General features: G+C 64.0%; 26 protein-coding genes and 1 tRNA gene. 6 read left to right on the top strand and 21 right to left on the bottom strand.

Annotated elements, in window-relative coordinates; all coding sequences use genetic code 11:
- The first annotated feature begins 98 nt into the window (after window positions 1-98).
- Window positions 99-1,778: a D-alanyl-D-alanine carboxypeptidase gene (locus tag G3A50_RS00395; RefSeq protein WP_246251986.1), complete on the top strand. Its 1,680-nt coding sequence runs from the start codon at window positions 99-101 to the stop codon at window positions 1,776-1,778.
- Between the two features lie 11 nt (window positions 1,779-1,789).
- Here the strand turns inward: G3A50_RS00395 and G3A50_RS00400 are convergent, their stop codons facing one another.
- Window positions 1,790-2,488: a DnaJ domain-containing protein gene (locus G3A50_RS00400; protein ID WP_163073277.1), complete on the bottom strand. Its 699-nt coding sequence runs from the start codon at window positions 2,486-2,488 to the stop codon at window positions 1,790-1,792.
- Window positions 2,485-3,201 carry a VWA domain-containing protein gene (locus tag G3A50_RS00405; RefSeq protein ID WP_163077144.1) on the bottom strand — a complete coding sequence of 239 codons (717 nt, stop codon included), beginning with the start codon at window positions 3,199-3,201 and terminating at the stop codon, window positions 2,485-2,487. The genes G3A50_RS00400 and G3A50_RS00405 overlap by 4 nt, the downstream gene beginning before the upstream one ends.
- 210 nt (window positions 3,202-3,411) lie before the next feature.
- Here G3A50_RS00405 and panC point away from each other — a divergent pair, with 210 nt between their 5' ends.
- Window positions 3,412-4,272 (top strand): pantoate--beta-alanine ligase, encoded by an 861-nt coding sequence (gene panC, locus G3A50_RS00410; RefSeq protein WP_163073278.1) that lies wholly within the window; start codon window positions 3,412-3,414, stop codon window positions 4,270-4,272.
- A gap of 3 nt (window positions 4,273-4,275) precedes the next feature.
- Here the strand turns inward: panC and G3A50_RS22360 are convergent, their stop codons facing one another.
- The 3 genes from G3A50_RS22360 to G3A50_RS00420 form a co-directional block, all read right to left on the bottom strand.
- On the bottom strand, window positions 4,276-4,446 hold the full coding sequence (locus G3A50_RS22360; RefSeq protein ID WP_170308619.1) for a hypothetical protein: 171 nt from the start codon (window positions 4,444-4,446) through the stop codon (window positions 4,276-4,278).
- A gap of 81 nt (window positions 4,447-4,527) precedes the next feature.
- A complete protein-coding gene (locus G3A50_RS00415; protein WP_163073279.1) occupies window positions 4,528-4,962 on the bottom strand; it encodes a DUF1489 family protein in 435 nt (144 codons plus the stop codon).
- A gap of 26 nt (window positions 4,963-4,988) precedes the next feature.
- On the bottom strand, window positions 4,989-5,663 hold the full coding sequence (locus G3A50_RS00420) for a glutathione S-transferase family protein (protein WP_163073280.1): 675 nt from the start codon (window positions 5,661-5,663) through the stop codon (window positions 4,989-4,991).
- 620 nt (window positions 5,664-6,283) lie between these two features.
- Here G3A50_RS00420 and G3A50_RS00430 point away from each other — a divergent pair.
- Both G3A50_RS00430 and G3A50_RS00435 read left to right on the top strand, forming a co-directional pair.
- Window positions 6,284-6,982, top strand: a complete 699-nt coding sequence (locus G3A50_RS00430) for a DUF599 domain-containing protein (RefSeq protein WP_163073282.1) — start codon at window positions 6,284-6,286, stop codon at window positions 6,980-6,982.
- A gap of 41 nt (window positions 6,983-7,023) precedes the next feature.
- Window positions 7,024-7,302, top strand: coding sequence for a DUF3253 domain-containing protein (locus G3A50_RS00435; RefSeq protein ID WP_163073283.1), 279 nt, complete (start codon window positions 7,024-7,026; stop codon window positions 7,300-7,302).
- Here the strand turns inward: G3A50_RS00435 and G3A50_RS00440 are convergent.
- The 3 genes from G3A50_RS00440 to mgtE form a co-directional block, all read right to left on the bottom strand.
- The gene (locus tag G3A50_RS00440) at window positions 7,260-8,045 is read right to left on the bottom strand and encodes a YdcF family protein (protein ID WP_163073284.1); all 786 of its coding nucleotides are present in this window, start codon (window positions 8,043-8,045) and stop codon (window positions 7,260-7,262) included. The genes G3A50_RS00435 and G3A50_RS00440 overlap by 43 nt on opposite strands.
- A 15-nt stretch (window positions 8,046-8,060) precedes the next feature.
- Entirely contained in the window at window positions 8,061-10,376 is a 2,316-nt protein-coding gene (locus G3A50_RS00445; protein WP_163073285.1) for a putative bifunctional diguanylate cyclase/phosphodiesterase, read from the bottom strand.
- Window positions 10,377-10,467: 91 nt separating this feature from the next.
- Window positions 10,468-11,865, bottom strand: coding sequence for a magnesium transporter (gene mgtE, locus G3A50_RS00450; protein ID WP_163073286.1), 1,398 nt, complete (start codon window positions 11,863-11,865; stop codon window positions 10,468-10,470).
- Between the two features lie 136 nt (window positions 11,866-12,001).
- Between mgtE and G3A50_RS00455 the strand changes: the two genes are divergently transcribed.
- Window positions 12,002-12,295, top strand: coding sequence for an acylphosphatase (locus G3A50_RS00455; RefSeq protein WP_163073287.1), 294 nt, complete (start codon window positions 12,002-12,004; stop codon window positions 12,293-12,295).
- Here the strand turns inward: G3A50_RS00455 and lipB are convergent.
- Window positions 12,292-13,020, bottom strand: a complete 729-nt coding sequence (gene lipB / locus G3A50_RS00460; protein ID WP_425483489.1) for a lipoyl(octanoyl) transferase LipB — start codon at window positions 13,018-13,020, stop codon at window positions 12,292-12,294. The genes G3A50_RS00455 and lipB overlap by 4 nt on opposite strands.
- A gap of 169 nt (window positions 13,021-13,189) precedes the next feature.
- On the opposite strand from lipB, the gene G3A50_RS00465 reads away from it, so the two are divergent.
- Window positions 13,190-13,274: transfer RNA gene (locus G3A50_RS00465), tRNA-Leu, on the top strand.
- 104 nt (window positions 13,275-13,378) lie between these two features.
- Here the strand turns inward: G3A50_RS00465 and G3A50_RS00470 are convergent.
- From G3A50_RS00470 to secY, 12 genes are all read right to left on the bottom strand, one after another.
- Window positions 13,379-14,167 carry a polysaccharide deacetylase family protein gene (locus G3A50_RS00470; RefSeq protein WP_163073289.1) on the bottom strand — a complete coding sequence of 263 codons (789 nt, stop codon included), beginning with the start codon at window positions 14,165-14,167 and terminating at the stop codon, window positions 13,379-13,381.
- Window positions 14,168-14,287: 120 nt separating this feature from the next.
- On the bottom strand, window positions 14,288-15,700 hold the full coding sequence (locus tag G3A50_RS00475; RefSeq protein WP_163073290.1) for an exopolysaccharide biosynthesis polyprenyl glycosylphosphotransferase: 1,413 nt from the start codon (window positions 15,698-15,700) through the stop codon (window positions 14,288-14,290).
- 269 nt (window positions 15,701-15,969) lie between these two features.
- Window positions 15,970-17,061: an RluA family pseudouridine synthase gene (locus G3A50_RS00480; protein WP_163073291.1), complete on the bottom strand. Its 1,092-nt coding sequence runs from the start codon at window positions 17,059-17,061 to the stop codon at window positions 15,970-15,972.
- 48 nt (window positions 17,062-17,109) lie between these two features.
- Entirely contained in the window at window positions 17,110-17,493 is a 384-nt protein-coding gene (gene crcB, locus G3A50_RS00485) for a fluoride efflux transporter CrcB (RefSeq protein ID WP_163077145.1), read from the bottom strand.
- A 15-nt stretch (window positions 17,494-17,508) separates the two neighbouring features.
- Complete coding sequence (locus G3A50_RS00490; RefSeq protein ID WP_163073292.1) at window positions 17,509-18,819, bottom strand: replication-associated recombination protein A; 1,311 nt, start codon at window positions 18,817-18,819, stop codon at window positions 17,509-17,511.
- Between the two features lie 7 nt (window positions 18,820-18,826).
- A complete protein-coding gene (locus G3A50_RS00495) occupies window positions 18,827-20,299 on the bottom strand; it encodes a DegQ family serine endoprotease (protein WP_163073293.1) in 1,473 nt (490 codons plus the stop codon).
- Between the two features lie 167 nt (window positions 20,300-20,466).
- Window positions 20,467-20,895 carry a 50S ribosomal protein L17 gene (gene rplQ, locus G3A50_RS00500; protein ID WP_163073294.1) on the bottom strand — a complete coding sequence of 143 codons (429 nt, stop codon included), beginning with the start codon at window positions 20,893-20,895 and terminating at the stop codon, window positions 20,467-20,469.
- Window positions 20,896-20,966: 71 nt separating this feature from the next.
- A complete protein-coding gene (locus tag G3A50_RS00505) occupies window positions 20,967-21,992 on the bottom strand; it encodes a DNA-directed RNA polymerase subunit alpha (protein WP_425483430.1) in 1,026 nt (341 codons plus the stop codon).
- Between the two features lie 121 nt (window positions 21,993-22,113).
- A complete protein-coding gene (gene rpsK / locus G3A50_RS00510) occupies window positions 22,114-22,503 on the bottom strand; it encodes a 30S ribosomal protein S11 (protein WP_163073295.1) in 390 nt (129 codons plus the stop codon).
- Window positions 22,504-22,619: 116 nt separating this feature from the next.
- Window positions 22,620-22,988: a 30S ribosomal protein S13 gene (gene rpsM / locus G3A50_RS00515; protein ID WP_163073296.1), complete on the bottom strand. Its 369-nt coding sequence runs from the start codon at window positions 22,986-22,988 to the stop codon at window positions 22,620-22,622.
- A 193-nt stretch (window positions 22,989-23,181) separates the two neighbouring features.
- Window positions 23,182-23,766: an adenylate kinase gene (locus G3A50_RS00520; RefSeq protein ID WP_163073297.1), complete on the bottom strand. Its 585-nt coding sequence runs from the start codon at window positions 23,764-23,766 to the stop codon at window positions 23,182-23,184.
- Window positions 23,763-25,094 (bottom strand): preprotein translocase subunit SecY, encoded by a 1,332-nt coding sequence (gene secY / locus G3A50_RS00525; RefSeq protein WP_163073298.1) that lies wholly within the window; start codon window positions 25,092-25,094, stop codon window positions 23,763-23,765. The genes G3A50_RS00520 and secY overlap by 4 nt, the downstream gene beginning before the upstream one ends.
- Between the last annotated feature and the right edge of the window lie 20 nt (window positions 25,095-25,114).

Genomic DNA, 25,114 nt, shown 5'->3' on the forward strand with positions numbered 1-25,114 from the left:
GCAAAGAGGCGTTGGCGAGACAGGGTATTCCGACCAGAGGTCGGATTGAGTAGCGGGACGGGTAGATGCGGGTTCCGGGGTTTGTCGGGAAACAGTTTTTGCGCGCGGGCATTGCGGTGCTGGCGGTTTCACTGCTGAGCGCAGGCGTGGCCGATGCGGCTTCGAAGAAGAAGAAATCGACACGCAGCGCTTCAAGTGTCTCTCGGACAACGACGAGCAGTTCCGGCTGGAAACGTGGCTACGCCGACATCGTGATCGACGCGAACACCGGGCGCGTCCTGCATCAGGACAACGCCGACACGGTGCTCCACCCCGCATCGATCACCAAGGTGATGACGCTGTATCTGCTGTTCGAGCAGCTCGATGCCCGCAAGCTTCGGCTGGATTCGCAGCTCAAGGTTTCCTCCTATGCGGCCCGGCAGCAACCTTCCAAGCTGGGGGTGAAGGCCGGCTCCACCATCGAAGTGGAGGACGCGATTCAGGCACTCGTCACCCGTTCTGCGAACGACGTCGCCGTCGTGATCGCCGAGAACATTTCCGGCTCGGTGCCGGAGTTCGCCCGACTGATGACGCGCCGCGCCCACCAGCTGGGCATGACGCGCACCAACTATGTGAATCCGAACGGCCTGCCGGACCAGCGCCAGGTGACCACCGCGCGTGACCTGGCAACGCTCGGCCGCGCGATCCAGGAGCGGTTCCCCAGCTATTACGGGTACTTTGAGAAGCGCAGCTTCCAGTATCGTGGCGTCGCCATCCGTAACCACAACCGCCTTCTCGGCCGTGTCGAGGGCGTGGACGGGATCAAGACCGGCGACACCAACGCATCCGGCTTCAACCTCCTCACAAGCGTGAAGCGTGACGGTCGTTACGTCATCGCGGTGGTGCTCGGCGGCAAGAGCGGTGCGTCCCGCGACAACCGGATGGTCGCCCTGCTCAGCGACGCCCTGCCCCGCGCCTATTCCGGCCGGCAGATGGTGGCCCGCATGAACCGGGCGCCGGTGGACGCGGACGATCTTCCCACACCGGCCGTCGTCGCCGTGGCCGCTCCCAAGCCCCTGGCCCCGCCGGCCATCGCGCCGGAAGAGGTTCCCGTGCCCCTGGCGAATCCGCGCCTCGCCATGGCGTCCGCTGCGGGCGAGATGCCCTCGTCCGAAGACGAGGAGGTCGCGGTTGTCGAAGAAGATCAGCTCACCACCGCCTCGGTGCCTGTGCCGCTCGCAGCCCCGACCCGCCCGGCAGTTGTCGCCTCCGCATCGGCTGACAATCCGGCTGTGGGCTCTGTCGCGCCGATCGTTCCTGTGACGGTCAAGACCGTTGCCGTGGTTGCCCGCCCGTCCAAGCCTACCGCCTCGTTCAGCAACCAGCCGGGCATTCTGGGCACGCTCGCCTTCTCCAGCGCCCAGTCGGATGGGCCGTCGGTGAAGAACGCGCCGGCACAGAAGGCGATCAAGCCAGTTCAGGTCGCCAGCGTTGGCCAGGTCGAAATTCCCCGTCAGGACGCCGAAGCCGCCGAAAAGACTGTCACGCCGCGCTCCGGCTGGGCGATCCAGATCGGCGCCTTTGGCAGCGAAGCGGATGCGCGCGCCCAGATCGCGAAGGCCCAGCAGAAGGTGCCGAGCGCACTCGCAAAAGTGGATCCCTATACCGAAGAAGCGACCAAGGGCTCTACCCGCTTCGTGCGGGCCCGCTTTGCCGGGTTCGATGCCGAGTCCGCTGCGCGCAAGGCCTGCATGGCCTTGAAGCGTCAGGACTTCGGCTGCATGGTCTTCCGGAATTGACGGGGATGTCATCAATGCCCGTTGAGCAGGATATCCTTGGCTTCGTTCACCCGGGCGGCGAGATAGTTCGACCCGCCCTGGTCGGGATGGAGTTTCTTCATAAGGGATCGGTGAGCCTTTCGGACCTCGTCCGTCCCCGCCCCCGGCGCAAGGCCCAGGATCTGGTAGGCCTCCTCTTCCGTCATCGCGCCGCGGCTCGGCGGATGAGCGCGCCCCCCGCCCGTGTCGCGTTGAGCGTTTTCACGCCAACCGGGCGACCGGCGGTCAAGGTAAGCTTCGAGTAGCTGGCGACTTTCCGGGTCCACTTCCAGCGCAAGCCGCGCCAGTGTCGCCACGTCGAGACCGTCGAGAACGGCTCCCTTCAACGGCCCGCCGATCACCGTTCCGTTGAGCCGTCCGCTGTCATGGTCCAGCACCATGTCGAGCATCGCGGTGCGGACCTTGGATTGTTTTCCGGGTGTCTTCTGTCCCCGCGACCACGGCATCGCCTGCCCGATATTCCATCCGATCAGCGACAGCCCGAAGATGCCGAGCGGCAGCGCGGTCTCGATGTGGCCACGCATGCCGAGAAAGCCGGCGAGGAGAAGCGTCGCGCCTCCACCCACGCTGCGTCCCAACTTGGACAGCGCCTTGGCATCCGCCCGGCCAAAGGCCTTGAGGCCGTAATAGAGCAGCGCGACGATGGCGGCGCCTATGAGCAGGTTGATCATCGGCGGTCACCAAAGGCCGAGATGAGCCTGCGGGCGCCATCCGACGAGCGAGCCAGGGCTGTCAGCGCCGCGGTGCCGCCGGCAGCATAGGTGGCCGCTGCCAGCAACAGGGCGCGCAGCTGCGCCGCCGCACCGGCGTCGAACCGGCACCACGCTCCACGCGTAAGCCGTGCCACTTCGCGAAAGGCCTGCTCAGCCACCGCGTCATGCCCTTCCTGAAACATCAGCACCGGAATGCCACGCAGCGCGAGAGGCCCAGCCTCGGCGCAGAGCGTGTCCACCGGTTCCTCCATTGCGTCGCCGATGAAGACCACCGCGCCCACCGGCCCCTTGTCGATCTGGCTGGCGGCATGGCGCAGCACGCGGGAAATCTGGGTGCGCCCACCCTGGCAGTCGATCCGCCCCATCAGCGCGCCAAGCTTCGCGGCATCGGCAACCCAGGGCGACGCACGGCATTCGTTGATCCCGCGATAATAGACCAGCTGAATGTCCAAACCGCCAATAGCCGCCACCTCCTTGAACATCTCCGCCTGGAGCGAGCAGGCAAGGTCCCACGTCGGCTGACGGCTCAACGTGGCGTCGAGCGCAAAAATCAAGCGTCCCCTCTGCCCTGCAGCGATCGGCGGGCGCGCCTTTACCTGGGCGAGGAACGCGGCGACGTCGGCAGTTGGCGCCGGGGACTGGGCAGTCGGTTTTAGCTTGTCGGATGCCATGAAACACCTGAACGCGGATTCGCGGCGATAGTAGCGGTGGAACAGCCACCGGGAACAGCCGCCTCCCGAACGGTTGACCACCCTCCTCGCTCTGCTAGCTTCCCGCCCCCTGGCTGGCAGCCGGTCGCGGCGTTCAGACCCCGAATGTTGCGACGATATCGTTCCACACGTATCGAACCGTCAGCCGGAACAAAGTCGACAGGTCACGCCATGAGTCCATCCCGCACCATCCATCCCGTCTACACTGTCGATGAACTGCGCGCTCAGGTGGCCGCGTGGCGCGCCGAGGGGGACACCGTGGCGCTGGTGCCAACGATGGGAGCGCTGCATGCCGGACATGCGGCCTTGATGGAGGCAGCGGCCAAGCTGGCGCAGCGCGTTATCGTCTCCATCTTCGTCAATCCCACGCAGTTCGCGCCAACGGAGGATCTCAGCCGCTATCCGCGCACGCTGGAGGCGGACCTTGATCGTGCGGAAAAGGCAGGGGCTCATCTCGCTTTCGTGCCGGACGCAGAAGAAATGTACCCGAAGGGATTCGCGACCACGATATCCCTTGAAGGCCCGGCGCTTGGACTGGAGACGGATTTCCGTCCCACGCATTTTGCCGGCGTCGCCACGGTCGTCGCCAAGCTGCTGATCCAGACTGCGCCTGATGTCGCCCTGTTCGGCGAGAAAGATTATCAGCAGTTGCAGGTTGTCATCCGCCTCGGCCACGACCTCAACCTGCCGGTGCGCATTGTCGGGGTACCGACGGTTCGGGAGCCAGACGGTCTCGCTCTGTCCTCCCGGAACGTCTATCTCGGCACGGAGGAACGCGCGGCTGCGCCCGCGCTTCACCGCTCTCTCCAGGCGGCAGCCCGTGCCATCATTGACGGAGCCGATATTGCCGCGGCAGTCGCCGAAGCCCGCGAAAGCGTGATCGCCGCCGGCTTTGTCCTCGACTATCTCGAAGCTCGCCACGCCGAAACCCTGGCGCCGATCGCTTCGCGTGACGAGGGCCCGATACGACTGCTGGTCGCCGCGCGCATCGGCGCCACGCGGCTCATCGACAACATCGGCGTATCGGGCTGACTGTTAGGTGAAGCTCACATAGCTGACTGCCATGCCGATGATGACCAGCGCGAGCCCGATGCCGAGCACGTAGCGCATGGGCCTGACCTCGGCAGCCTGACGCTCCTTGGTATCTGATTTCACGACAGATTCGCCGCGGCTCGATTCGTGATGGTCGTCCGAATCCTGGACCATATCGGTGCCTCCTCTGCGGTTTCACGTTAGGTCAACGCGTGAGAGGCGATGTGGTTCGTTCCGATCCACGGAACGACGGCTTCAGATGAGGCCGAGGGAGCGAAGCTCGCGCCGCATGTGCTCGGGCAGCAGGGTGTCGTCGCCGGCCGCGCCTAGATCCGCCGGCACATCCTTGGCGGCAAGGTAGCGCCAGCCCTGGAACGGCCGGTGCGGCCGCGGCACCACCTTGTGGACGGCAGGATCCAGAACGAGGTGACAACGCCGAATACCGTCGCCGTCGACGAAGGGCCGTATCGCCACGAGGCGCTGCCGGCAGGCCACCTCCCCCTTGATGACCCAGTAGAGAGAGCCACCATCGAGCAATTCGTCGGTACGGGTTGGGACCATGCGCGTGGTGTGGAACTGCTCAGCCGGCTCGCCGCGTGCGGCCCGGCTCGACAGGCTCTCCGCGATCCATTCCTCCAGATCCTGGATGGATTCAGCGCCGACGCAGAGTTTCAGAAGATGGAGAGGCATGGTCAGGTCCGCGATATCTGCGCGTTCTATACGCGCTTCACCTGCGGCCAGTCGACCTCATCGGCCTCAACGATATGCGTCTCCTGGAGGGCCGCCTCCTTCCAGGCGATGAAGGCCGGATGGGCATGGACCGCCTCGACATAGGCCGAGCACACGGCATCAACCTCGATCGCATAGGTGCGCAGGCGTGTAGCCACCGGGGCATACATTGCGTCGGCGGCACTGAAGGCGCCGTACAGGAAGTCGCCCCCCGCGCCGAAGCGCTCGCGCGCCTCGTTCCAGCGGCGTTGCAGGGCGCGGACGTCCTTGAGCGTATCCTCGGGAAATGCGCGAGGCTCGACCGGGCGCCACAAGTTCATGGGCGCCTCACGCCTCAACGCGCCGAACCCGCCATGCATTTCGGTCGCCACCGAACGGGCGTGGGCACGCGCCGCCGCTGCCGACGGCCAGATCGCCTTGTCGGGAAAGCGCTCGGCGAGGTGCTCGAGGATCGCGATCGATTCCCAGACCACCGCCTCACCGTCGATGAGAACCGGCACCCGCCCCGCTGGCGAATGCTCGCGCACCCGCGCCTTGAATTCAGGCGTGTCGAGCGGAACCATGATCTCCTCGAAAGGAATGTGGAAGGCGGTCATCGCCAGCCAAGGGCGCAGCGACCATGAGGAGTAGTTCTTGTTGCCGATGACCAGCTTGAGCGACACGTCCCGTCTCCGCTTCAACAAATCCGGACGCCAACATCGTCGGACACGTCGCTGAGCGCAAATGCAGTGTCGTCATAGGCGCGATCACATTCATTGATCAGGCCTGCAACCCGCCGTTCGGTGACCCCGGACCATGAATCGAAAACGGCCCGGCTTTTCAGCCGAACCGTTCCCAATTCATCATGTCAGTTTCTCGAAGAAGGGTCGCGCTCTTAACTGGCGGCGACCTGTACGGCTTGGAAGCCGCCAAACAGATAGACCAGACCGACGCCTACAAGAAAGGCAACAACGGCCCAGCGCGCAACTCCCCAACAGGAGCGCTCGGAAAGGGAATTCATGGATGATCCCCGGAACAATCAAACCTGCCGCTTGCTTTCGCGGGAACGACTCCCGAAGCGCGGCTCGCGAAACATTATTTAATGAAACGTTACCGCGTTCGCAATCGCGGAATCGTCATAATCCACGGAACGGGCGCACGTCAGACGCGCTTCCGACGCATACCGAGGCGTGTTCCGGGGCATGCCTATCTTTCCGCCAATGATAAACTGACGTAGCGGCCACGTTACCGATTCGACCGGCGTGGCAGATGAAGCGCGACACGAGGAAGCGGATCTATCGCCATGCTTGGCTTCACCTATCTGGACGCCATCGCGTTTGCGATCTTCGCTGTGGTCTGGGTTGGCTACCATTTCGCGATGGAGGGAAGCTGGTCGCACGGGCGCACCCTTAACCGCCGCATGGACATCTACCGGCTGCAATGGATGCACCGCATGCTGGCCCGCGAAAATCGGATCGTCGACACCCAGATCGTCGCTGCGTTGCAGAATGGAACGGCCTTCTTCGCCTCGACCTCGTTGCTGGCGATTGGCGCGACGCTGGCGATTCTCCAGTCGACGGACGCGGTGATGGCGATCTTCGCCGACCTGCCCTTCGTCGCCCCCACCCGTTCGAGCTGGGAAATAAAGACGCTCGGCCTGACGCTGATCTTCGCCAACGCGTTCTTCAAATTCGCCTGGGCCTACCGGCTGTTCAACTACACGACGATCCTGGTCGGCTCCACGCCGCCCGCATCCGAAGCCGACACCCCAGAAGCGCAGGCACATGTGCTGGCAGCCGCGCGCATGGCGACTTTGGCGGGCCGGAACTTCAACCGCGGCCAGCGTGCCTTCTTCTTCGCCATCGGCTATCTCGGCTGGTACATCAACAGCTGGGCCTTCATGCTGGCGACGATCGCGATCTTCTTCGTCATGATCAACCGACAGCTCGGCCCGGATTCGCACTGGATTCTCGATCTCGAGAACAGAAAGAACAGCCTGTGACGAACAGCTCGCCCGCCAAGCCCGCGCCAACGGAATTAACGATGGAGGCGGCGATCCTCGACCTTGCCGGGCGTCCGGATGCACCACGCACCATTGCGCCGGAAGAGCCGGCCCGGGCGTTGGCCAGCGGGCCGGACTGGCAGAGCCTTCTTCCGCTGGTGCGCCAGACCGCCCTGCGCCTCGCCCGCGAGGGGCGCCTTGTGCTCTACCGGAAGGGCAAGCCCGTCGATCCGGATGCGCTCAAGGGCGTTTATCGGCTGGGATTGCCTCCGGCCGATCAGGGCGCGGGAAACCAGGCGTCGGTGCGGCCGGTCCAGTAGTAGACCACGAGCCCGATCCATTCACGGACGGCGCCGTCGACGAAATCGAGCCCCTCGGCAACGTTGCCGAAAAGCCCATAGGTCAAGGTCGCCGTAGTACGGAAGTCCACCGGATAGGCCGTGACGGGAAAGCCCGCGACACGGAAGCACCCGATGGCGCGCGGCATGTGGGCGGCGGAAGTGACCAGCAGCCACCGCTCCTTTGGACGCGGCTTGACCAGGTCCCGCGCGTTACGGGCATTTTCCGCGGTGTTTCTCGATCTGGCCTCGAAGATCACGCGCGCAGGATCGACGCCGAGTTGGTGCAACGCCATTCGCACCACGTCGGCCTCCTGCATGGTCTGCCCCATCAGTGCCCCGCTGCCGCCGGCGAAGACGATCTTGGCATCCGGGTAGCGGTGGGCGAGTTCAACCAGCGCGAGCAGGCGTTCGGATGCATTGTTGAAGCTCGGCTGCCCCCGCGATGCCGTGAGCTCCGGCAGCTCAGCCCCGCCGAGAACCACGACGCCGGTAATGGGACCGGCATCGTCGAAGGGGGGAAAGCGTTGCTCCAGCTCATGCATAAGCACGCGCCCAAGCGGGCTGAGCCCCGCAACGGCGAGCCCGATCACCCCCAGGGCCATGAGTGCCATGCCGAACCGCCGGAACCTCGGCATCATTGCCAGGCCGACAAGGGCCAGCAACGTCAGGAAGGTCGAGGGAACGGAGACCATCCACATGATCTTCGAGGCGTAGAAGAACATTACGACGAACCCGCTTCAGACGAACGTGTGCAGGCGCTGCGGCGTCGGCTCAACGGGGCGGCGGGCGAGTTCCAGATAGCGATCGACGCTCGATAGCGGCACCGGACTTGCCAGCAGGAAGCCCTGCACGTGGTTGCAGCCAACCGATTGCAGATAGCGCAGCTGCTCACGGGTCTCGACCCCCTCGGCCGTCACGTTGATCGCCAGCGCGCGCGCCAGACGGACCACGCAGTCAATGATGGCTGCCGCGTCATCGCTTCGTCCGATGTTCTGGGTGAAGCTCCGATCGATCTTGATGGTGTCGACGCGGAAGCGGCGAATATAGCCGAGCGAGGAATAGCCGCTGCCAAAATCATCGAGCGCAATGCGCATGCCCATCGCGCGAAGCGAAGCGAGCGAGGCGAACGCTTCCTGGTGATTGCCGAACAGCAGATTTTCCGTGATTTCGATTTCCAGGCGTTCGGGCGGAAAACCTTCTTCCTCCAGTATCCTGCCAATCTGCACCGCCAGATCACGCATGCGGAAATCCACGGGAGAGAGGTTCACCGCAATCTTGGTGTTTCCCCATCCCTTCGCCTGGGCGCAGGCCTGCCGCAGCACCCACATGTCGAGCTCGGTCACGAGCCCGGTCTGCTCGGCGATTGGGATGAACTCACCGGGAGAGATGAGACCCATCGTGGGATGGTTCCAGCGCACCAGCGCTTCGAACCCCACCACAGCCTCTCCGCTCGCCGCGAACTGCGGCTGGTAGAACACGGTCAGTTCGCCCTCATCGAGGGCACGTCGCAGCTCTCGCTCCAGTTCCCGACGGTGAAGCACATCGCGCTCCATGCTCGGCGCGAACAGGCGGACCGAGTTGCGCCCGTCCGCTTTGGCCCGATAAACGGCGATATCCGCCAGGCGGAGCAGCTCGGTCGGTTCGGTCCCATGATCCGGCACGATGGTCGCGCCAATCGAACCGCTGACGACAAGTGTCTGGTCCGCCACCATGACCGGCTGACGGATGGCCGCGAGAATGACCGCGCCGACGGCCTCAACCTCCTGATCGTCAGGCCCGATCGGTGTCAGGATAACGAATTCATCGCCCCCGAAGCGCGAGGCCAACGCCACGGGAATGGGCAAGGCATTCAAGCGGCTTCCGATCTCGGTCAACAGTTGATCGCCGACGTGATGGCCCAACGTGTCGTTGATGTCCTTGAATCCGTCGAGGTCGAGGAAGAAGATCGCGAACCGATCCGTCCCCGAATGACATGCGCTCCACTCGCCGATGCTGCGCGCCAGCATCGCCCGATTGGCGAGCCCTGTCAGAGGATCCACATAGGCCAATCGGGAGGATAGCGCCTCGCTGGCCGCCAGATCCTGCGTCGCACGGCGCGCATACCAGAGAACGATCGCGGCGGCGGCGAGGAGCAACGCGGCCGTCCCGATCAAGGCTGGCAGCAGCGCTCTGATCAACGACGCGCCCGGATTTTCCGGCAACCAGCTCAGCCATGCCGGAGGCAGACTTGGATCATAGAAGGGAATGGCCACGGCCTGCCGGCTGGGGTCGGGGGCATCATTGGAGACCCTAGGGTCCGAAATATGCAGTTCACCGATGATGTCGCCGAGAAAGTTCTCATCGATGAACACCACAGTAACCGCAATCGGCGGCATGCTGGCGGTCGGGACGACCCGTCCATAATCGGGCGTTATGTTTATCGCGCCGACAAGTGCCGGTTTGCCCTCGACCCGCATGTAGCCCGCGCGAAACACGGCCGGTAGGTCGCGTGTGCGCCTGACCTCCCCGGTGGCGCTGGCATCGGCGTTCGCCGCCCGGGCGACGTAGGCACTCTGAACACCGAGCACCAATGGCATTATGGCATCGACATCGAAGGGTGCTTCGTTGATCGGCGTCAGCTCCCCGTCGACCGAAGCATAGGCAACGCCACCATCGAGCACGATATAGGAGCGGTTGTGGCGCCGGGTCTTGTAGAGCCAGCGGCCGAAATTCTCGTGGACCCAGTCGACATCGAGAAAGTAGGCGGTGCGCAGTACGGACTCATCCCAGTGCGCGAAGCTTGAGAGGTCCCGTTGCAGCCCGCTCGCGCGACGCTGAAGCGACTCCAGGACCACACTGCCCCAACGCCCCCGCGCGACCGTATCGATGCGCTCGGCGGCGACAAGGGCGAAGCCGCCCATGGCAATGACCGCGGCGACGATGACAAGCGCCACGGCGATGATCATTCGATCGCTGGCACGCGCAAGGTCCGCCTTTCGGATGCCACTCGCCGCACCACGCGATTCGTCGCCTCCGGCAGCAGACCCGCGAAGGCGTCCGAAGGGCGCCTTCATCCGCTCCTCCAACAACACAGCCGCAGCGTAGCGGGTGATTGTTAATTCCGATTGAAATCGAATCAATCGCCGCGCGTGGAGGACGTCTTTTCTAGAACCACAGCGAGGCGATACCCAAGAACGCGAAGAACCCGACGACATCTGTCACTGTGGTGACAAAAGGCCCCGAGGAAACCGCCGGATCAATCTTGAGCCGATCCAGCGCCAGGGGAATGAGAATGCCGCCCAGCGCCGCGGCGACCAAGTTTATGATCATCGCGAGACCGATGACCACCCCGAGGTCCGCGATCCCGAACCGCGCGAAAACCGCCGCTGCCATGATGACAGCGAAAACCACACCATTGAAAAGGCCGACCAGCAGTTCGCGCATGATGATGCGCTTCGCGTTGCTGGCCCTCAGTTCACGCGTGGCGAGGGCACGCACCGCCACCGTCATCGTCTGCGTCCCGGCATTGCCGCCCTGGCTCGCGACGATGGGCATGAGCACGGCGAGCGCCACCATCTTCTGCAACTCGTCCTCGAACATCGAGATGACGAAGGAGGCGATGTTCGCGGCGAACAGATTCAGAAGCAGCCAGGAAAAACGGCTGCGGGCGATGTACCAGAAATTGTCGGACAGCTCCTCGTCGCCGGCGACACCACCCAGCGCCTTCAGGTCCTCGTCGGCCTCCTCCTGGATCACGTCGACGATGTCGTCGACCGTGAGCACGCCCACCAGCCGCCCGCTCTCGTCGACGACTGGCGCCGAGATGAGGTTGTAGCGCTCGAACACGCGCGCGACGTCTTCCTGATCGTCGGTCGCCTGCACGACGTGGCGATCCGGCGTGACGACCTCATCCAGCTTGATGTTCCGGCGCGTGCGCAAGAGCCGGTCGAGCGGCACCGATCCGCTCAGTCGATAGGTGGGATCGACCACGAAAACCTCAAAGAAGGTCTCTGGCAGCCCCTCGGTCTCGCCGATGTAGTCCAGCGTCTGGCCGACCGTCCAGAAGGGCGGCAGAGCGATGAACTCGGTCTGCATGCGCCGGCCGGCGCTTTCCTCGGGATAATCGAGGCTGCGCTGCAGGGCGGCGCGCTCCGGCGTCGGCAGATAGGCGAGAATCTGCTGCTTGTCCGCCTCGTCGAGATCCTCAAGGATGTAGACAGCGTCGTCGGACTCGATCTCGCGCAGGCCCTCGACCACGGTCCTTGTCGACAGGGCCTCAAGGATCTGGACACGAACGGTCTCATCAAGCTCGGTGAGCGCGGTGAAGTCGAAGTCCGAACCGAGCAATTCAACAAGGCGCGGCCTGTCCTCCGCAGGCAGCGCTTCCAGAAGCCGGGCGAGATCGCTCTCGTGCAGGTCGGCGACGAGTTCGCGGAGCGCGTCGACATTCAGCGTCTCGACGGCGCCCGCCACCGCCTCGACGAAGCCCGGCACCTCGATCGGGTCGCGCTCATGTTCCGTTCCGCGCGGGGGCGGGACGGCGAGATCGGTCTCTTCGCTCATGCCGCACTCCGGCCGGACGTTCGAATTGATTGAATGGAGCCGTTCTTATGAAGCATCGCCTACGAACGCAAATCGTTCCACGCATAGTGGAATCGAAGCGTCCGGCGCCGTTGTCGGTCAGCAACAGGAGAGCAGCATGACACCACAGATCACCCGTCTGGTCATCCACGGGCGGGTCCAGGGTGTGGGCTACCGTGCCTGGCTCGCGAAAAGGGCCCGGCACGAGGGCTATTCGGGATGGGTACGCAACCGCCGCGACGGCACCGTCGAGGCACTGATCGACGCCGCACCTGATTCGCTCGTCGTCTTCATTGCCGCGTGCCGCGAAGGACCTCCGGCCTCGCGGATCGACCACATCGAGGTCACGGGCCTCCCCCGTGAAGGCGAGACATTCATCGCCGACGACTTCACCGTGCGGCCCACCGTCTAGTCCGACGGCGTTCGTGTGGGGCCGAAGACGACCTCAAATTCCCGCCGCATGGCGAGATCAACGTCCTCCATGGTCACAGGAAGGCCGAGTTCGACCAGGCTCGTGACGCCGTGTTCGCGCACACCGCAGGGAACGATACCCCCGAAATGGGCGAGATCCGGTTCCACATTGAGCGAGACGCCATGCATCGTCACCCAGCGTCGCACCCGGATGCCGAGAGCCGCGATCTTGTCCTCGCCCTCACCCGCCTTGGTGGGATGGCGAACCCAGACGCCGACGCGATCCTCACGGCGCTCACCGCGCACGTTGAAGGCCGCCAGGGTGCGGATCAGCCATTCCTCCAGCGCGGCGACGTAGCGGCGCACATCTGGCGCGCGACGCTTCAGATCAAGCATCACATAAGCTACGCGCTGCCCGGGTCCATGGTAGGTGAACTGGCCACCGCGTCCAGTTTCGAAGACGGGGAATCGATTCGGCTCGACCAGATCATCCAACCGGGCACTGGTGCCAGCTGTATAAAGTGGCGGGTGCTCAAGCAGCCACACCGTCTCAGAAGCCTGACCGAGCGCGATCTCCGCCGCCAGCCGATCCATCTCGGCAAGTGCGTCCGGATAGCTCACCAGGTCCCTCTCCACGCGCCAAAGCACGGGCGGCCTTCCCTTCTCGGCAAGAAAGGATGTGGGCAACCCGTCGCGCGCTGTCCGCTGGGAAATGACGCTTTCCATCATGACAAACAGATAGTCATTTCAGGCCGGCCTGTCTCCACGGAGCCCTCATCGACATCTCAGCTCTGTCCACAGCTCATGGCGGCTCTTGTGGAGCCTCAATCGATCTGTTAGACGATGCCCGCCCGCGTCGGAAGCCACTTCAGCCGACGGTACCAAACGGGCATGTGCGGTCGTGGCGGAATTGGTAGACGCGCTGCCTTGAGGTGGCAGTGGGTAACACCGTGGAGGTTCGAGTCCTCTCGACCGCACCATTTCCCGGCTCAGATAGCCGGGCTCAGCCCGGCAAGAGCTTCGGGCAGCTTCCTCGAAATGAGTGCTCCTGCTCAAGTTCGCCCCCGGAAGCGGGGACGAGCCTTCAGCGTGGCGCTGCGGCGGTCATCGGCCCCGCTGGAACGATGTGCACGACCCGATAGCCCTTCTCCCTGAGCGCGACGAGGAACGCCGGCACCATCTTGGCGGTCTGATCGCGGGTGTCGTGCAGCAGGATGATTCCGCGCCGCTGGCGGTCGAGACGCTCCATCAACAGTTTTAGCTGCTGGTCCGGGGTCATCGGATTCCAGTCACCCGCCCACAGGTCTGCGCCAAACACGCCAACCCCGCGCTTGTCGAGATAGGCCAGAAGTGCTGGCGAGGACCCAAATCCGGGAAATCGGAAAAAGGGCACGCGCGGTTGCGCGCCCGCGCTGCCATAGGCGGCCTTGTCGGTGGCACTGAAGCCCTTCTCGATGTCGGCCACAGCCTTGTCGAAGGGCAGATCCGCGAGCGTCATGGGGTGCGTCTGGCTGTGATAGGCCAGGGTGTGACCGCCGGCGAGGATCTGCTTCAGGAGAGCAGGATGGGCCGACGCATTGCGGCCCACGACGAAGAAGGTCGCCCGTGTGCATTCCTGTGCCAGAGCCTTCAGCACGGCCGAGGTCGTGCCGGGGCGAGGTCCATCGTCGAAGGTCAGCACCACCTCACCATCGGCAAGGTCCAAGGTCTGGGGAAACTGCTTGGTACCGACCTGCAAATGGTGGGGATCGACCTCCAGCACGCGCGCCGTGCCGAGCCTCCCTTCGCACCCCGGCGCCGCCATAACGGCGCCGGACAAAAAGCAGGACGCGAGGATGAGCGCGGCGCGAAAGCCCTGTGAACGGCCAAGCATGAGGAACCCGAATTCGGTGACGGGAAGACCGCTGCCTAGCGCAGGGCGTCGGCCAGCGCCAGTCTCAGTGTTGTCCAGGGTCATTACGACCCAAGAAAGGCATCCGACCCTGGCCGGTCCTCAATAGGCGTTGTGATGCACGGCGACTCGAACGGTCATGATAAGGATCTTGATGTCGAGCCAGAGCGACCAGCCATTGATATATTCGAGGTCGGCGGCCACGCGGCGCTCAATGTCGGAACGGCTATGGGTTGCGCCGCGGAAGCCGCGCACCTGTGCGAGTCCGGTGACGCCCGGCCTCATGGCGTGACGGCTCCAATAATCGGGCACGAGGTCCCAGAACAGCGCCCCTTCGGCGCGTGAAGCGAGCGCATGCGGCCTGGGGCCCACGAGGCTCATATCGCCCTTGAGCACGTTGAAGAGCTGGGGAAGCTCATCCAGGCTGGTACGCCTCAGTATCCCGCCGATCCGCGTGATCCTCTCATCGCCGCGCGAGGCCGAGACACCGCCATGCGCGTCCGTGAGATCGGTCCGCATGGTGCGCAGCTTGAAGCAGCGGTAGATGCGGTTGTTGCGCCCGGTACGCTCCTGGATGAAGAACGCCGGTCCCGGAGAATCGAGCCTGACCAGCACGGCGCAGATCGCGATTACCGGTCCGGCAAACAGCAGGATTCCGCAGGTCACCGTGAGATCAAAGGCGCGCTTGAGCAGGCGCTCGCCAAGATTGAGCGGTCCACGCGAAATGACCAGCGTGGTGTGGTCCTGCCAGTAACTCAGCGCGACCGGCCGGACATAGCCGAGATCGGCAACAACCTCGGCATCCATGCCGGTCTGCCGCATCGCCTCGGCCCAGGACTGGCGCTCGCTCGGATCGGAGAAGGCCAGCACGACGCGATCGGCATCGCGCACGATGTGACCAAGGTTGTCGAAAAACGCCGGATCTCTGAGATCGGGAACGATCCCCGCCGTGCGCACATCGACCAGAAAGGTCATTTTGTTGCCGGCGCGTCGTTCTACGCCAACGCCGTCCGTCAGGACGACAATGCGTTGCTCGACGATGGCATGAAGGGTGCGACGAATGAGGCGGACCCCGATGAGCCGGAAGCCGGTCATCAGGAACAATGCCAGCACGATCGTCAAACCGGTCTGAAAGCGCGACAGCTGTTCGCCGACCTTCAGCGCGAAGACCACGCTCAGCGCTATCGTCGAGGATCCCAACAACGCCATTGCCGATGTAAGGACCGATCGGGTGATCGAACGCAGCGTGCCGATCGAATACGCCCGCAGTGCGAGCGCGACGACAAGATAGGATGGAGCCAGCAGCTGCAACGACTGCAGCCATCCAACCACGGCAACATTGCCGTAGCGCCAGAGTGCACTCAAGACGCCCGCGCCACCGATCGCCGTCAAGTCTATCAGCGCAGCGCCCACCATCAGGCTGACGCGAATCAGATCGCGATAACGCTCCAGCCGCGCGACATTCGCCAGACGACCGGCACCCGATCCCTTCTTCAGAGCACCGTAGACGCTCATTTCAGTCACGGACGACCACCCCCCACGCTCGTCCAAGTCCCATAAAGACGCCCCAAGCAGCACGATGAAGCGCCTCGATGGGGCAGCCGTCACCAGCCGAATGATTGCAGGTCAAGATGTCGCATCAATGGCAGGCAGGCGCCGAAGCCTAACTTTATTACAGTCCATCCAGCATGTCCCATAGTTAAACGGCTAAGGGACCCGCACGAAAGCCGGCCGCCCTCACTCTACCATAAAGCTCGCGCCGAACCGGACCTTGCCGCGTGGCATCAGCTCTCCGGCGCGTCGACGATCGGATCGTACTGGGTGGCGTCGAAGCCGAGCACATTCCAGCTCTGCTGCATGTGAGGGGGCAGCGGCGCCGACACATCGATCAGCCTGTCGCCCTTCGGGTGGGGGATCACCAGCCGCCGGGCCAGCAGATGAAGCCGGTTCTGCAATCCGCCGGGCAGCGGCCAGTTCTCGATGTCGAAATACTTCGGGTCACCAACGATCGGATGGCCGATATGCGCCGCATGGGCGCGTAGCTGGTGTGTTCGCCCGGTAACGGGCTTCATCGACAGCCAGGCCATTTTCTGCGCGGCATTGTCGACCACGGCATAATAGGAAATGGCGTGACTGGCTTCGTCGTCCCCATGCCGGGCAACACGCATCCTCTCCGCGGCCTCGTCCTTGGCGAGGTAGGTCGAAATGCGTCCCTGCGCGGGTCGCGGCACGCCCGGCACCAGCGCCCAGTAGATCTTGCGCGCCGCGCGCGAGCGGAAAGTCTTGGCCAGCGTGGAAGCCGCGAGCCGCGTCTTCGCCACCAGCAGAATGCCCGAGGTGTCCTTGTCGATCCGGTGCACCAGGCGCGGCTTCTGACCATCATGCGAACGCAAGGCTTCCAGCATGCCGTCCACATGGCGATAGGTGCCCGATCCGCCCTGCACGGCGAGACCGTAAGGCTTGTTGAGGACCAGAACGTCACGATCCTCATAAAGGATCATCGCCTTCAGCGCGGCGGCGTCCTTGTCATCGGAGCTGGCACGATGGACCGCTGGCGCCGCAAGCGGCCGCTCTTCCGCGCCCCTCGCCGGGCGCGGGTCCGTGCCGGCGCCCTTCCCTGCATCCTTGCCGTCCAGAGCATCGAGATAGTCCGCCGCCGAGAGCTGCGGCTTTTCCTCCAGCGGCGGCACGCGGATGCTCTGCCCCGCAGCCAGCCGGGTATTGGTTTTCACCCGCCCGCCATCCACGCGCACCTGCCCGCTGCGCAGCAGCTTCTGCAGATGTCCGAAGGACAGGTCGGGGAAATGCGTCTTGAACCAGCGATCAAGGCGCATGCCTTCTTCATCGCGGTCGACGTGGCGGGTCTCGACGGCCATTGGATGTGTTCTCCTCGCCCCAGCACATAGCCGAGACGGGGCGGCGCGTCACGCGACAGCGCGCACGAGCGCCAATCCACCGAACACGGCCGCCAGCGAAAGAACGAGAGAACCGCCCACATAGAGCGCGGCGAGACCCAGTTCCCCCCGCTCAACCAGTACGGCGGCGTCGAGGGAGAAGGACGAGAAGGTCGTGAATCCGCCGAGCACGCCGGTAATGATGAAGAAACGCGCGTGCCCCGCCCACATGTGCTCGACCCGCATGGTGAGCCAGCCGGCAGCGCAGCCGATAATGAAGCAGCCGATGACGTTCACCAGAAAGGTGCCGAACGGAAACGCGGTGCCAAAGAAGCGGATTGCCGCCATGCCGACGAGGTTTCTCAGCACGCCGCCAACACCCGCGCCGATGAAGATCAGAAGCAGGCCGGTCATCGACATGCCCCCCATTCAGCGCCCCTGCCGTTCCGCTCGCAGACGCGCCCAGTAATCCAGTCGCTTGCGAATCTCACGCTCGAAGCCGCGTTCCACCGGTTCGTAGAACTGCTGGCGACCAAGCTTTTCGGGGAAATAATCCTGCCCCGAGAATGCATCGGGAGCGTCATGGTCATATGCATAGCCAGCGCCGTAGCCCTCATTCTTCATCAGCTTCGTCGGCGCATTGAGAATATGACGGGGCGGCACTAGCGAGCCCGCCTCCTTCGCAACCTTCAACGCCTTCTTCCACGCGGTGTATACGGCGTTGGATTTGGGCGCGGTTGCCAGATAGACCGCCGCCTGCGCGAGCGCCAGTTCACCCTCCGGCGAACCGAGAAAATCATAGGTATCCTTCGCCGCGTTCGCGACCACGAGGGCCTGCGGATCAGCGTTGCCGATGTCCTCCGCCGCCATGCGCACCAGCCGTCGGGCCAGGAACAACGGGTTTTCCCCGGCGTCGATCATCCGCGCCAGCCAATACAGCGCGGCGTCGGGGTCTGAACCGCGGATCGACTTGTGGAGGGCCGAGATGAGGTTGTAGTGGCCGTCCTCGCTCTTGTCATAGAGCGGTGCGCGGCGCTGGACGATTTCCTGGAGCTTGGCCCCATCGAACACCTCGCCCGGCCGCGCGGCACGCCATGCCTCTTCAGCGAGCGTCAACGACGCACGGCCATCCCCGTCCGCCAGACGCACAAGCACGGCCCGCGCTTCTGGCTCCAGCGGCAGCACCCTGCCCTCCAGTTCCTCCGCGCGCCCCAGCAGGCGGTCGATCGCCTCATCGTCGAGAGACCGGAATGTCAGTACGCGCGCACGCGAGAGCAAAGCGGCGTTCAGCTCGAATGATGGATTTTCGGTCGTCGCGCCCACGAGCGTGATGGTGCCGTCTTCCATCACGGGCAGAAAGCTGTCCTGCTGCGCGCGATTGAAGCGATGGATCTCGTCGACGAACAGCAAGGTGCCCCGCCCGAGCGCCCGCCGCCCCCGCGCCGCCTCGAAGACCTTCTTCAATTCCGCCACGCCACTGAATATGGCCGACACCTGCTCGAATTCGAGATCGGTGGAATGGGCGAGAAGCCGCGCAACCGTGGTCTTGCCGGTCCCAGGCGGTCCCCAGAAGATCAGCGAGCCCAGCGACTGGCTCTCGATCATCCGCGTGAGAATGCCGTCCGGTCCGGTAAGGTGCTCCTGGCCGACCACCTCTGCGAGCTGGCGCGGCCTCAGCCGATCGGCCAATGGCCGTGGCGCCGTCGATTCTAGCCCGGCGCTGGCGAAAAGGTCGACCAAAGGAGCCTCATCCAGGAAGCATGGCGGTGAGCGTGCGCCCGCCGCGCTGAAGCGTGATCCGCCACACACGCGACGGTGACGCGGTGGCCCGCACAAGATCATCCGTACGCGTAATCCGCTCTCCATTCACCTCGATAAGAACATCACCGACCTTGAGATTGGTCATTTCTGCCGGCGAGCCCTCCGCGACCGAGGTCACCACCACCCCTTTGTCCGCTTCCACGGTGCGCAGTTCTTCGGCGACAGCGGGCGAAAGGTTCACCACCGTGGCCCCGGCGAGCGGCGAGCGGTTGTCCAGTTGGCGCTTTTCGCGCGGGATCGTCTCCGGCGCCGCATCAAGCGGAATCGACAGCGTCAGGCTGCGCCCCTGCCGGACGACCGCTACGGCCACATCGCCGCCCAGCGGACGCGTGGCGAAACGGTACCCAAAGGCGTCCGGGTCGTCCGCCTCCTGCCCGGCGATTCCGGTGATCAGATCCCCTACCTTCAATCCTCCCCGCGCTGCGGGGCTGCCGGGGGCGACGCTCTGGACCAGAGAACCGACTGGCCGTACCAGATCCAGACCTTCGGCGATGTCGGCCGTCACCCGCTGCAGGCGGGCGCCAAGCCACGGCCGGCGGACAGACTTGCCACCATCCAATGCCGACTGAAGCACCACCCGGACCATGTCCGCGGGAATCGCGAAGCCGATACCTTGCGAACCGCCGGAGCGCGAGAAGATCGCCGTGTTGATGCCAATCACCCTCCCGGCCGTATCAACCAGCGCACCACCCGAATTGCCCGGATTGATCGCGGCATCGGTCTGAATGAAGAACTGATAATCGGTGATGCCAACCTGCGTGCGCGCGAGCGCCGAGACGATGCCCTGCGTCACCGTCTGCCCGACGCCAAACGGATTGCCGATGGCCAGCACAATATCGCCGACCTGGAGGTCGTCCGAGGAACCCAGTTCCGCCGCCGGAAAACTCCCCTTCCCGCCCTTTAGCTTGAGCACGGCAAGATCGGTGCGCGGATCCCGAAGCAGAATCTCGGCGTCGTATTCCCGCTTGTCCGCCAGCGAGACGCGCACCTCATCCGCGCCCTCGATGACATGGTTGTTCGTCACCACCAGACCGGACGGGTCAACGATAACCCCCGAACCCAGCGCCCGCTGCAGCCGTTCACTCGGGCCGCCAAACCCAGGGCCCGATGGCCCGCCGAAGAAGCGCCGGAAAAACGGATCGTCCAGCAACGACATCTGGCGGCGCTGCGGCACCGCGCGCATCGCGTAGACATTCACGATCGCCGGAGCTGTACGCGCAACTACCGGCGCGAAGCTGAGACTTATCTCGGCCCGCGAGGTCGGCACATGCGGCTGTGCGGGCACAGGCATGGGCATGGGCATCGGTGCGGGCATGGGCGCCACAGCAGGCGCGGCCTGCGTGTCGGCCGGAACCAGAATCAGGAAGCAAGCGGTGAGAATGCGGGAAAAACGGATCATGGCTTGAGATATAGCCCCGGCTCCGCGGCGGAAAAAGGGTCATCGCGTCTTCACCGCGACGCGCGGCCTGCAACCGTGCCCTTCCCCACCAGCCGGCGACTGAAAAAGCGCAAACAAAAAGGGGCAGCCAAGGCCGCCCCTTCGTAAACCTCTCGCCCGGCCTAAACTCAGGCGGCGGCGTTCTCTTCCGACTTCGACGCTTCGTGGCGGGCGAGATCAGCGGCGCCCTTGGCGCTCTCGTCCCGATCCACCAGCTCGATCACCGCGATCGGCGCCGAATCACCGTGACGGAAGCCAGCCTTGATGATGCGCGTGTAGCCGCCGTTGCGCTCCTTGTAGCGCGGGCCGATGACGTCGAAGAGCTTGCGCACGACAACGACGTCGCGCACTTCCGCGATCGCCTGGCGACGCGCATGAAGCCCGCCGCGCTTGCCGAGGGTGATCAGCTTCTCGACAACGGGACGCAGGTCCTTCGCCTTGGGCAGCGTCGTGATGATCTGCTCATGGGTGAGGAGAGCCTGGGCCATGTTGGCAAACATGGCCTTGCGGTGCTCAGCGGTCCGGTTGAATTTCCGATACGTCTTGCCGTGGTTCATGGCGAGTATCCCAAATGCGACGGCTTCGAGCCGAATGTGAAGGAAGGCGGCTCGACCGCCGCGTCAAATGCTCAGTAGTGATCTTCGAAGCGCTTTGCGAGGTCTTCGATGTTCTCGGGCGGCCAGCCCGGCACTTCCATGCCGAGATGCAGGCCCATGCTGGCGAGAACTTCCTTGATCTCGTTCAGCGACTTGCGGCCGAAGTTCGGGGTACGGAGCATCTCCGCCTCGGTCTTCTGGATCAGGTCGCCGATATAGACGATATTGTCGTTCTTCAAGCAGTTCGCCGAACGCACCGACAGCTCGAGCTCGTCGACCTTTTTCAGAAGCGCCGGGTTGAAGGGCAGCTCCTGCATCGCCGGGCTCTCGGCTTCGCGCTTGGGCTCCTCGAAGTTCACGAAGATCTCAAGCTGGTCCTGCAGAATGCGCGCGGCGAAAGCCAGGGCGTCCTCAGGACCGATCGAGCCGTTGGTCTCGATGGTCAGCGTCAGCTTGTCATAGTCGAGAATCTGGCCCTCGCGGGTGTTCTCGACCTTGTAGGACACCTTCTTGACCGGCGAGTACAGGCTGTCGACCGGAATGAGACCGATCGGCGCGTCCTCGGGACGGTTGCGGTCGGCAGCGACGTAGCCCTTGCCGGTGTCGACGGTGAATTCCATCCGCATCTCGGCGCCATCGTCGAGCGTGCACAATACCAGCTCGGGATTGAGCACCTGAACGTCGCCGACAGTCTGGATGTCGCCGGCGGTCACGATGCCCGGGCCCTGCTTCTTCACCACCATGCGCTTGGCGGTGTCGCCCGCCATCTTGATGGCGATGTCCTTGATGTTAAGGACGATGTCCGTCACGTCCTCACGGACGCCCGGGATCGATGAGAACTCGTGCAGAACGCCATCGATATGGACCGACGTCACCGCCGCGCCCTGGAGTGAAGACAGCAGGATGCGACGCAGCGCATTGCCGAGCGTCTGGCCGAAGCCACGCTCCAGCGGTTCGGCGACGACGGTCGCAAAACGCTTCGCGTCGCTGCCGGCCGAAACCTCGAGCTTCTCGGGCTTGATCAGCTCTTGCCAGTTCTTCTGAATCACTTGCGTCACCCTTGCTTTCGACGGCCCCCGGCCAAACTTCCGGGACGCGCCGCCCCCGGCCGGGCCGGGAGGGAATGCCAAACGCGGCGGTCCCAGCGGCGCGCAACGCACCGCTGGGAGGATCGAAATCTCAGACGCGCCGGCGCTTGCGCGGACGGCAACCATTGTGCGGGATCGGCGTCACGTCACGGATCGACGTCACCGTGTAACCCGCCGCCTGGAAGGCGCGCAGCGCGGACTCACGTCCCGAACCCGGGCCGCAAACCTCAACCTCAATGGTGCGCATGCCGTGCTCGGCCGCCTTGCGCGCGCAGTCTTCCGCCGCGACCTGAGCCGCATAGGGGGTGGACTTACGCGAACCCTTGAAGCCCATGGCACCCGCCGACGACCAGGCAATGGTGTTGCCCTGCGCATCGGTGATGGTGATCATGGTGTTGTTGAACGACGCATTCACATGCGCAACGCCCGACGCGATGTTCTTCCGCTCGCGACGCTTAATGCGGGCAGCTTCTTTAGCCATTTGATCTTCGATCCTTCAGGCGCGCCCGTTGTTCCAGGCGCTCGGGACAATAGTCGTAAACGTTGAAACCGGCGCTCACGCCGCCGGCGCGGAAAAGCGGGCCGAAGCCCGCCTCCTCATTTCTTCTTGCCGGCGATCGCCTTGGCAGGACCCTTGCGGGTACGCGCATTGGTATGCGTGCGCTGGCCGCGAACAGGCAGGCCACGACGGTGACGCAGACCGCGGTAGCAACCCAGGTCCATCAGGCGCTTGATGTTCATCGACACTTCGCGGCGCAGGTCGCCCTCGACAATATAGTCGCGGTCGATCGTCTCGCGGATCTGGAGCACTTCCTGATCGGTGAGCTGGTTCACGCGGCGCTCGGCCGGGATGCCAACCTTCTCGACGATCTCGGACGCGTTCTTCGCGCCGATGCCGTGAATGTACTGAAGCGCGATGACGACGCGCTTGTTGGTCGGAATATTAACGCCTGCGATACGGGCCACTTCGCCGTCTCCATGTCGTCCAGCCAAGGCCGGAAATTGAAATCCCCCGCGTCCGGTGGAGGCCGGCTCATGCAGGGATACGCAAGACGCTGCGCGACATCACCAAGTGATGCCGGACCGCAACGTCCGATTAAGTGAAGCGCGGCACATAGAGCGATTCACCCGCCCTGTCAAGTCCGCACGCCAATCGAGATCAGACAGTCTCGAGAATTTCCGAGATCGTCTTCTCCACTTCATCGATCGGCTTCATGCCGTCCACGGCGACGAGGAGCCCCGTGTCCGCGTAGTAAGGGCCCACGACAGCGGTGTCGCGATTGAAAGCCTCAAGCCGTGTCTTGAAGATTTCCGGATCATCATCCTTGCGCACCGGCTCGCCACGTTCAGCGGCCTCGCGCGCGCGTTGAAGGATGCGGCCGACCAGCTTGTCCTGGTCCACCTTGAACTCGATCACGGCGTCGAGCTTCAGCCCCTTCGCCGCCAGCATGTCGTCCAGTGCCTTCGCCTGGGCGACGGTGCGGGGAAAGCCGTCGAGGATGAACCCCTTGGCGGCATCCGGCTGATCGATTCGATCCGCTACGATGTCGATGACAATGTCGTCGGACACCAGCTTGCCGGCATCCATCACTTCCTTGGCTCGCAAGCCGACGGGCGTTCCGTCACGCACCGCCTCGCGCAGCATATCCCCGGTCGACAGCTGCACGATGCCGTGCCGTGCGACCAGGCGTTGCGCCTGAGTTCCCTTGCCCGCACCCGGCGGACCAAGAAGAATCAGCCTCATCGACGCTTCCCCCTGAGCTTGGCCTTCTTGACCAGCCCCTCATATTGATGCGCCAGCAAATGCCCCTGGACCTGCGCAACCGTATCCATGGTCACGCTCACCACGATCAGCAGCGACGTACCACCGAAGTAGAACGGAACCGCAGCATACGAGATCAAGATCTCGGGGAACAGGCAGACGACCGCTAGGTAAGCCGCACCGATGACAGTGATGCGAGTCAGCACATAGTCGATGTACTCGGCGGTCCGCTCTCCGGGACGAATGCCCGGAATGAAGCCGCCGTGCTTTTTGAGATTGTCCGCGGTCTCTGTCGGGTTGAACACGATCGCGGTGTAGAAGAAGCAGAAGAACACGATCAGCGCCACATAGAGCAGCATGAACAGCGGCTGACCATGACCGATGAGCGTGGTCACGGTGGTGAGCCATGACGGCCCCTGCCCCTGCATGAAGCTCGCGACGGTCGTCGGGATCAGCAGCAGCGACGATGCGAAGATCGGCGGGATAACGCCCGACGTGTTCAGCTTCAGCGGCAGGTGGGAGGACTGGCCCTCATAGACCTTATTGCCGACCTGGCGCTTGGGGTACTGGATCAGCAGCCGGCGCTGGGCACGCTCCACGAACACGATGAACATGATCACCGCGATGACCATCAGGATCACCGTGAGGATAATGCCCGTCGACAGCGCGCCCTGACGGCCGAGTTCGAGCGTGTTGGCGATCGCCGAGGGCAGCTCCGCCACGATACCAGCGAAGATGATCAGCGAAATGCCGTTACCAATGCCGCGTGAGGTGATCTGCTCGCCGAGCCACATCAGGAACATGGTGCCGCCCGTGAGCGTGATCACCGTCGAGATGCGGAAGAACAGGCCAGGATCGGAAACCACGGCACCCGACCCTTCAAGACCGACGGCAATGCCGTAGGACTGGAACACCGCCAGAACGACGGTGAGGTAGCGGGTGTACTGGTTGATCATCTTCCGGCCGGACTCACCCTCCTTCTTCAGCGCTTCCAGCGTCGGAGAGACAGTGGTGAGGAGCTGAATGATGATGGAGGCCGAGATGTACGGCATGATGTTCAGGGCAAAGATCGCCATGCGCGAAACCGCGCCGCCCGAGAACATGTTGAACAGGCCGATGATGCCCGTCTGCGCCGTGCGGAACACATCCGCCAGCGCGTCCGGATTTATGCCGGGCATCGGAATGTAGGTGCCAAGCCGATACACGAGAAGCGCACCTAGCGTAAACCAGATGCGCTTCTTCAGTTCTTCGGCCTTCGCCAGAGCACCAAAATTGAGGTTCGCCGCGAGCTGTTCTGCTGCCGAGGCCATGAGGCTTCGCTCCCTCGCTG

The sequence above is a fragment of the Ancylobacter pratisalsi genome, from assembly GCF_010669125.1.
In the GTDB taxonomy this organism is placed as follows: domain Bacteria; phylum Pseudomonadota; class Alphaproteobacteria; order Rhizobiales; family Xanthobacteraceae; genus Ancylobacter; species Ancylobacter pratisalsi.

Coding starts and splice junctions, on each gene's coding strand:
- G3A50_RS00495 (WP_163073293.1), bottom strand. CDS start 20,299: ATGATCCGTTTTTCCCGCATTCTCACCGCTTGCTTCCTGATTCTGGTT.
- panC (WP_163073278.1), top strand. CDS start 3,412: ATGAGTCCATCCCGCACCATCCATCCCGTCTACACTGTCGATGAACTG.
- G3A50_RS00400 (WP_163073277.1), bottom strand. CDS start 2,488: ATGATCAACCTGCTCATAGGCGCCGCCATCGTCGCGCTGCTCTATTAC.
- G3A50_RS00430 (WP_163073282.1), top strand. CDS start 6,284: ATGCTTGGCTTCACCTATCTGGACGCCATCGCGTTTGCGATCTTCGCT.
- rplQ (WP_163073294.1), bottom strand. CDS start 20,895: ATGAACCACGGCAAGACGTATCGGAAATTCAACCGGACCGCTGAGCAC.
- G3A50_RS00480 (WP_163073291.1), bottom strand. CDS start 17,061: ATGGCCGTCGAGACCCGCCACGTCGACCGCGATGAAGAAGGCATGCGC.
- mgtE (WP_163073286.1), bottom strand. CDS start 11,865: ATGAGCGAAGAGACCGATCTCGCCGTCCCGCCCCCGCGCGGAACGGAA.
- G3A50_RS00415 (WP_163073279.1), bottom strand. CDS start 4,962: ATGCCTCTCCATCTTCTGAAACTCTGCGTCGGCGCTGAATCCATCCAG.
- lipB (WP_425483489.1), bottom strand. CDS start 13,020: ATGGAAAGCGTCATTTCCCAGCGGACAGCGCGCGACGGGTTGCCCACA.
- G3A50_RS00440 (WP_163073284.1), bottom strand. CDS start 8,045: ATGTTCTTCTACGCCTCGAAGATCATGTGGATGGTCTCCGTTCCCTCG.
- G3A50_RS00470 (WP_163073289.1), bottom strand. CDS start 14,167: ATGCTTGGCCGTTCACAGGGCTTTCGCGCCGCGCTCATCCTCGCGTCC.
- secY (WP_163073298.1), bottom strand. CDS start 25,094: ATGGCCTCGGCAGCAGAACAGCTCGCGGCGAACCTCAATTTTGGTGCT.
- G3A50_RS00405 (WP_163077144.1), bottom strand. CDS start 3,201: ATGGCATCCGACAAGCTAAAACCGACTGCCCAGTCCCCGGCGCCAACT.
- rpsK (WP_163073295.1), bottom strand. CDS start 22,503: ATGGCTAAAGAAGCTGCCCGCATTAAGCGTCGCGAGCGGAAGAACATC.
- G3A50_RS00445 (WP_163073285.1), bottom strand. CDS start 10,376: ATGAAGGCGCCCTTCGGACGCCTTCGCGGGTCTGCTGCCGGAGGCGAC.
- G3A50_RS00455 (WP_163073287.1), top strand. CDS start 12,002: ATGACACCACAGATCACCCGTCTGGTCATCCACGGGCGGGTCCAGGGT.
- crcB (WP_163077145.1), bottom strand. CDS start 17,493: ATGACCGGCCTGCTTCTGATCTTCATCGGCGCGGGTGTTGGCGGCGTG.
- G3A50_RS22360 (WP_170308619.1), bottom strand. CDS start 4,446: ATGGTCCAGGATTCGGACGACCATCACGAATCGAGCCGCGGCGAATCT.
- G3A50_RS00435 (WP_163073283.1), top strand. CDS start 7,024: ATGGAGGCGGCGATCCTCGACCTTGCCGGGCGTCCGGATGCACCACGC.
- G3A50_RS00475 (WP_163073290.1), bottom strand. CDS start 15,700: ATGAGCGTCTACGGTGCTCTGAAGAAGGGATCGGGTGCCGGTCGTCTG.
- G3A50_RS00520 (WP_163073297.1), bottom strand. CDS start 23,766: ATGAGGCTGATTCTTCTTGGTCCGCCGGGTGCGGGCAAGGGAACTCAG.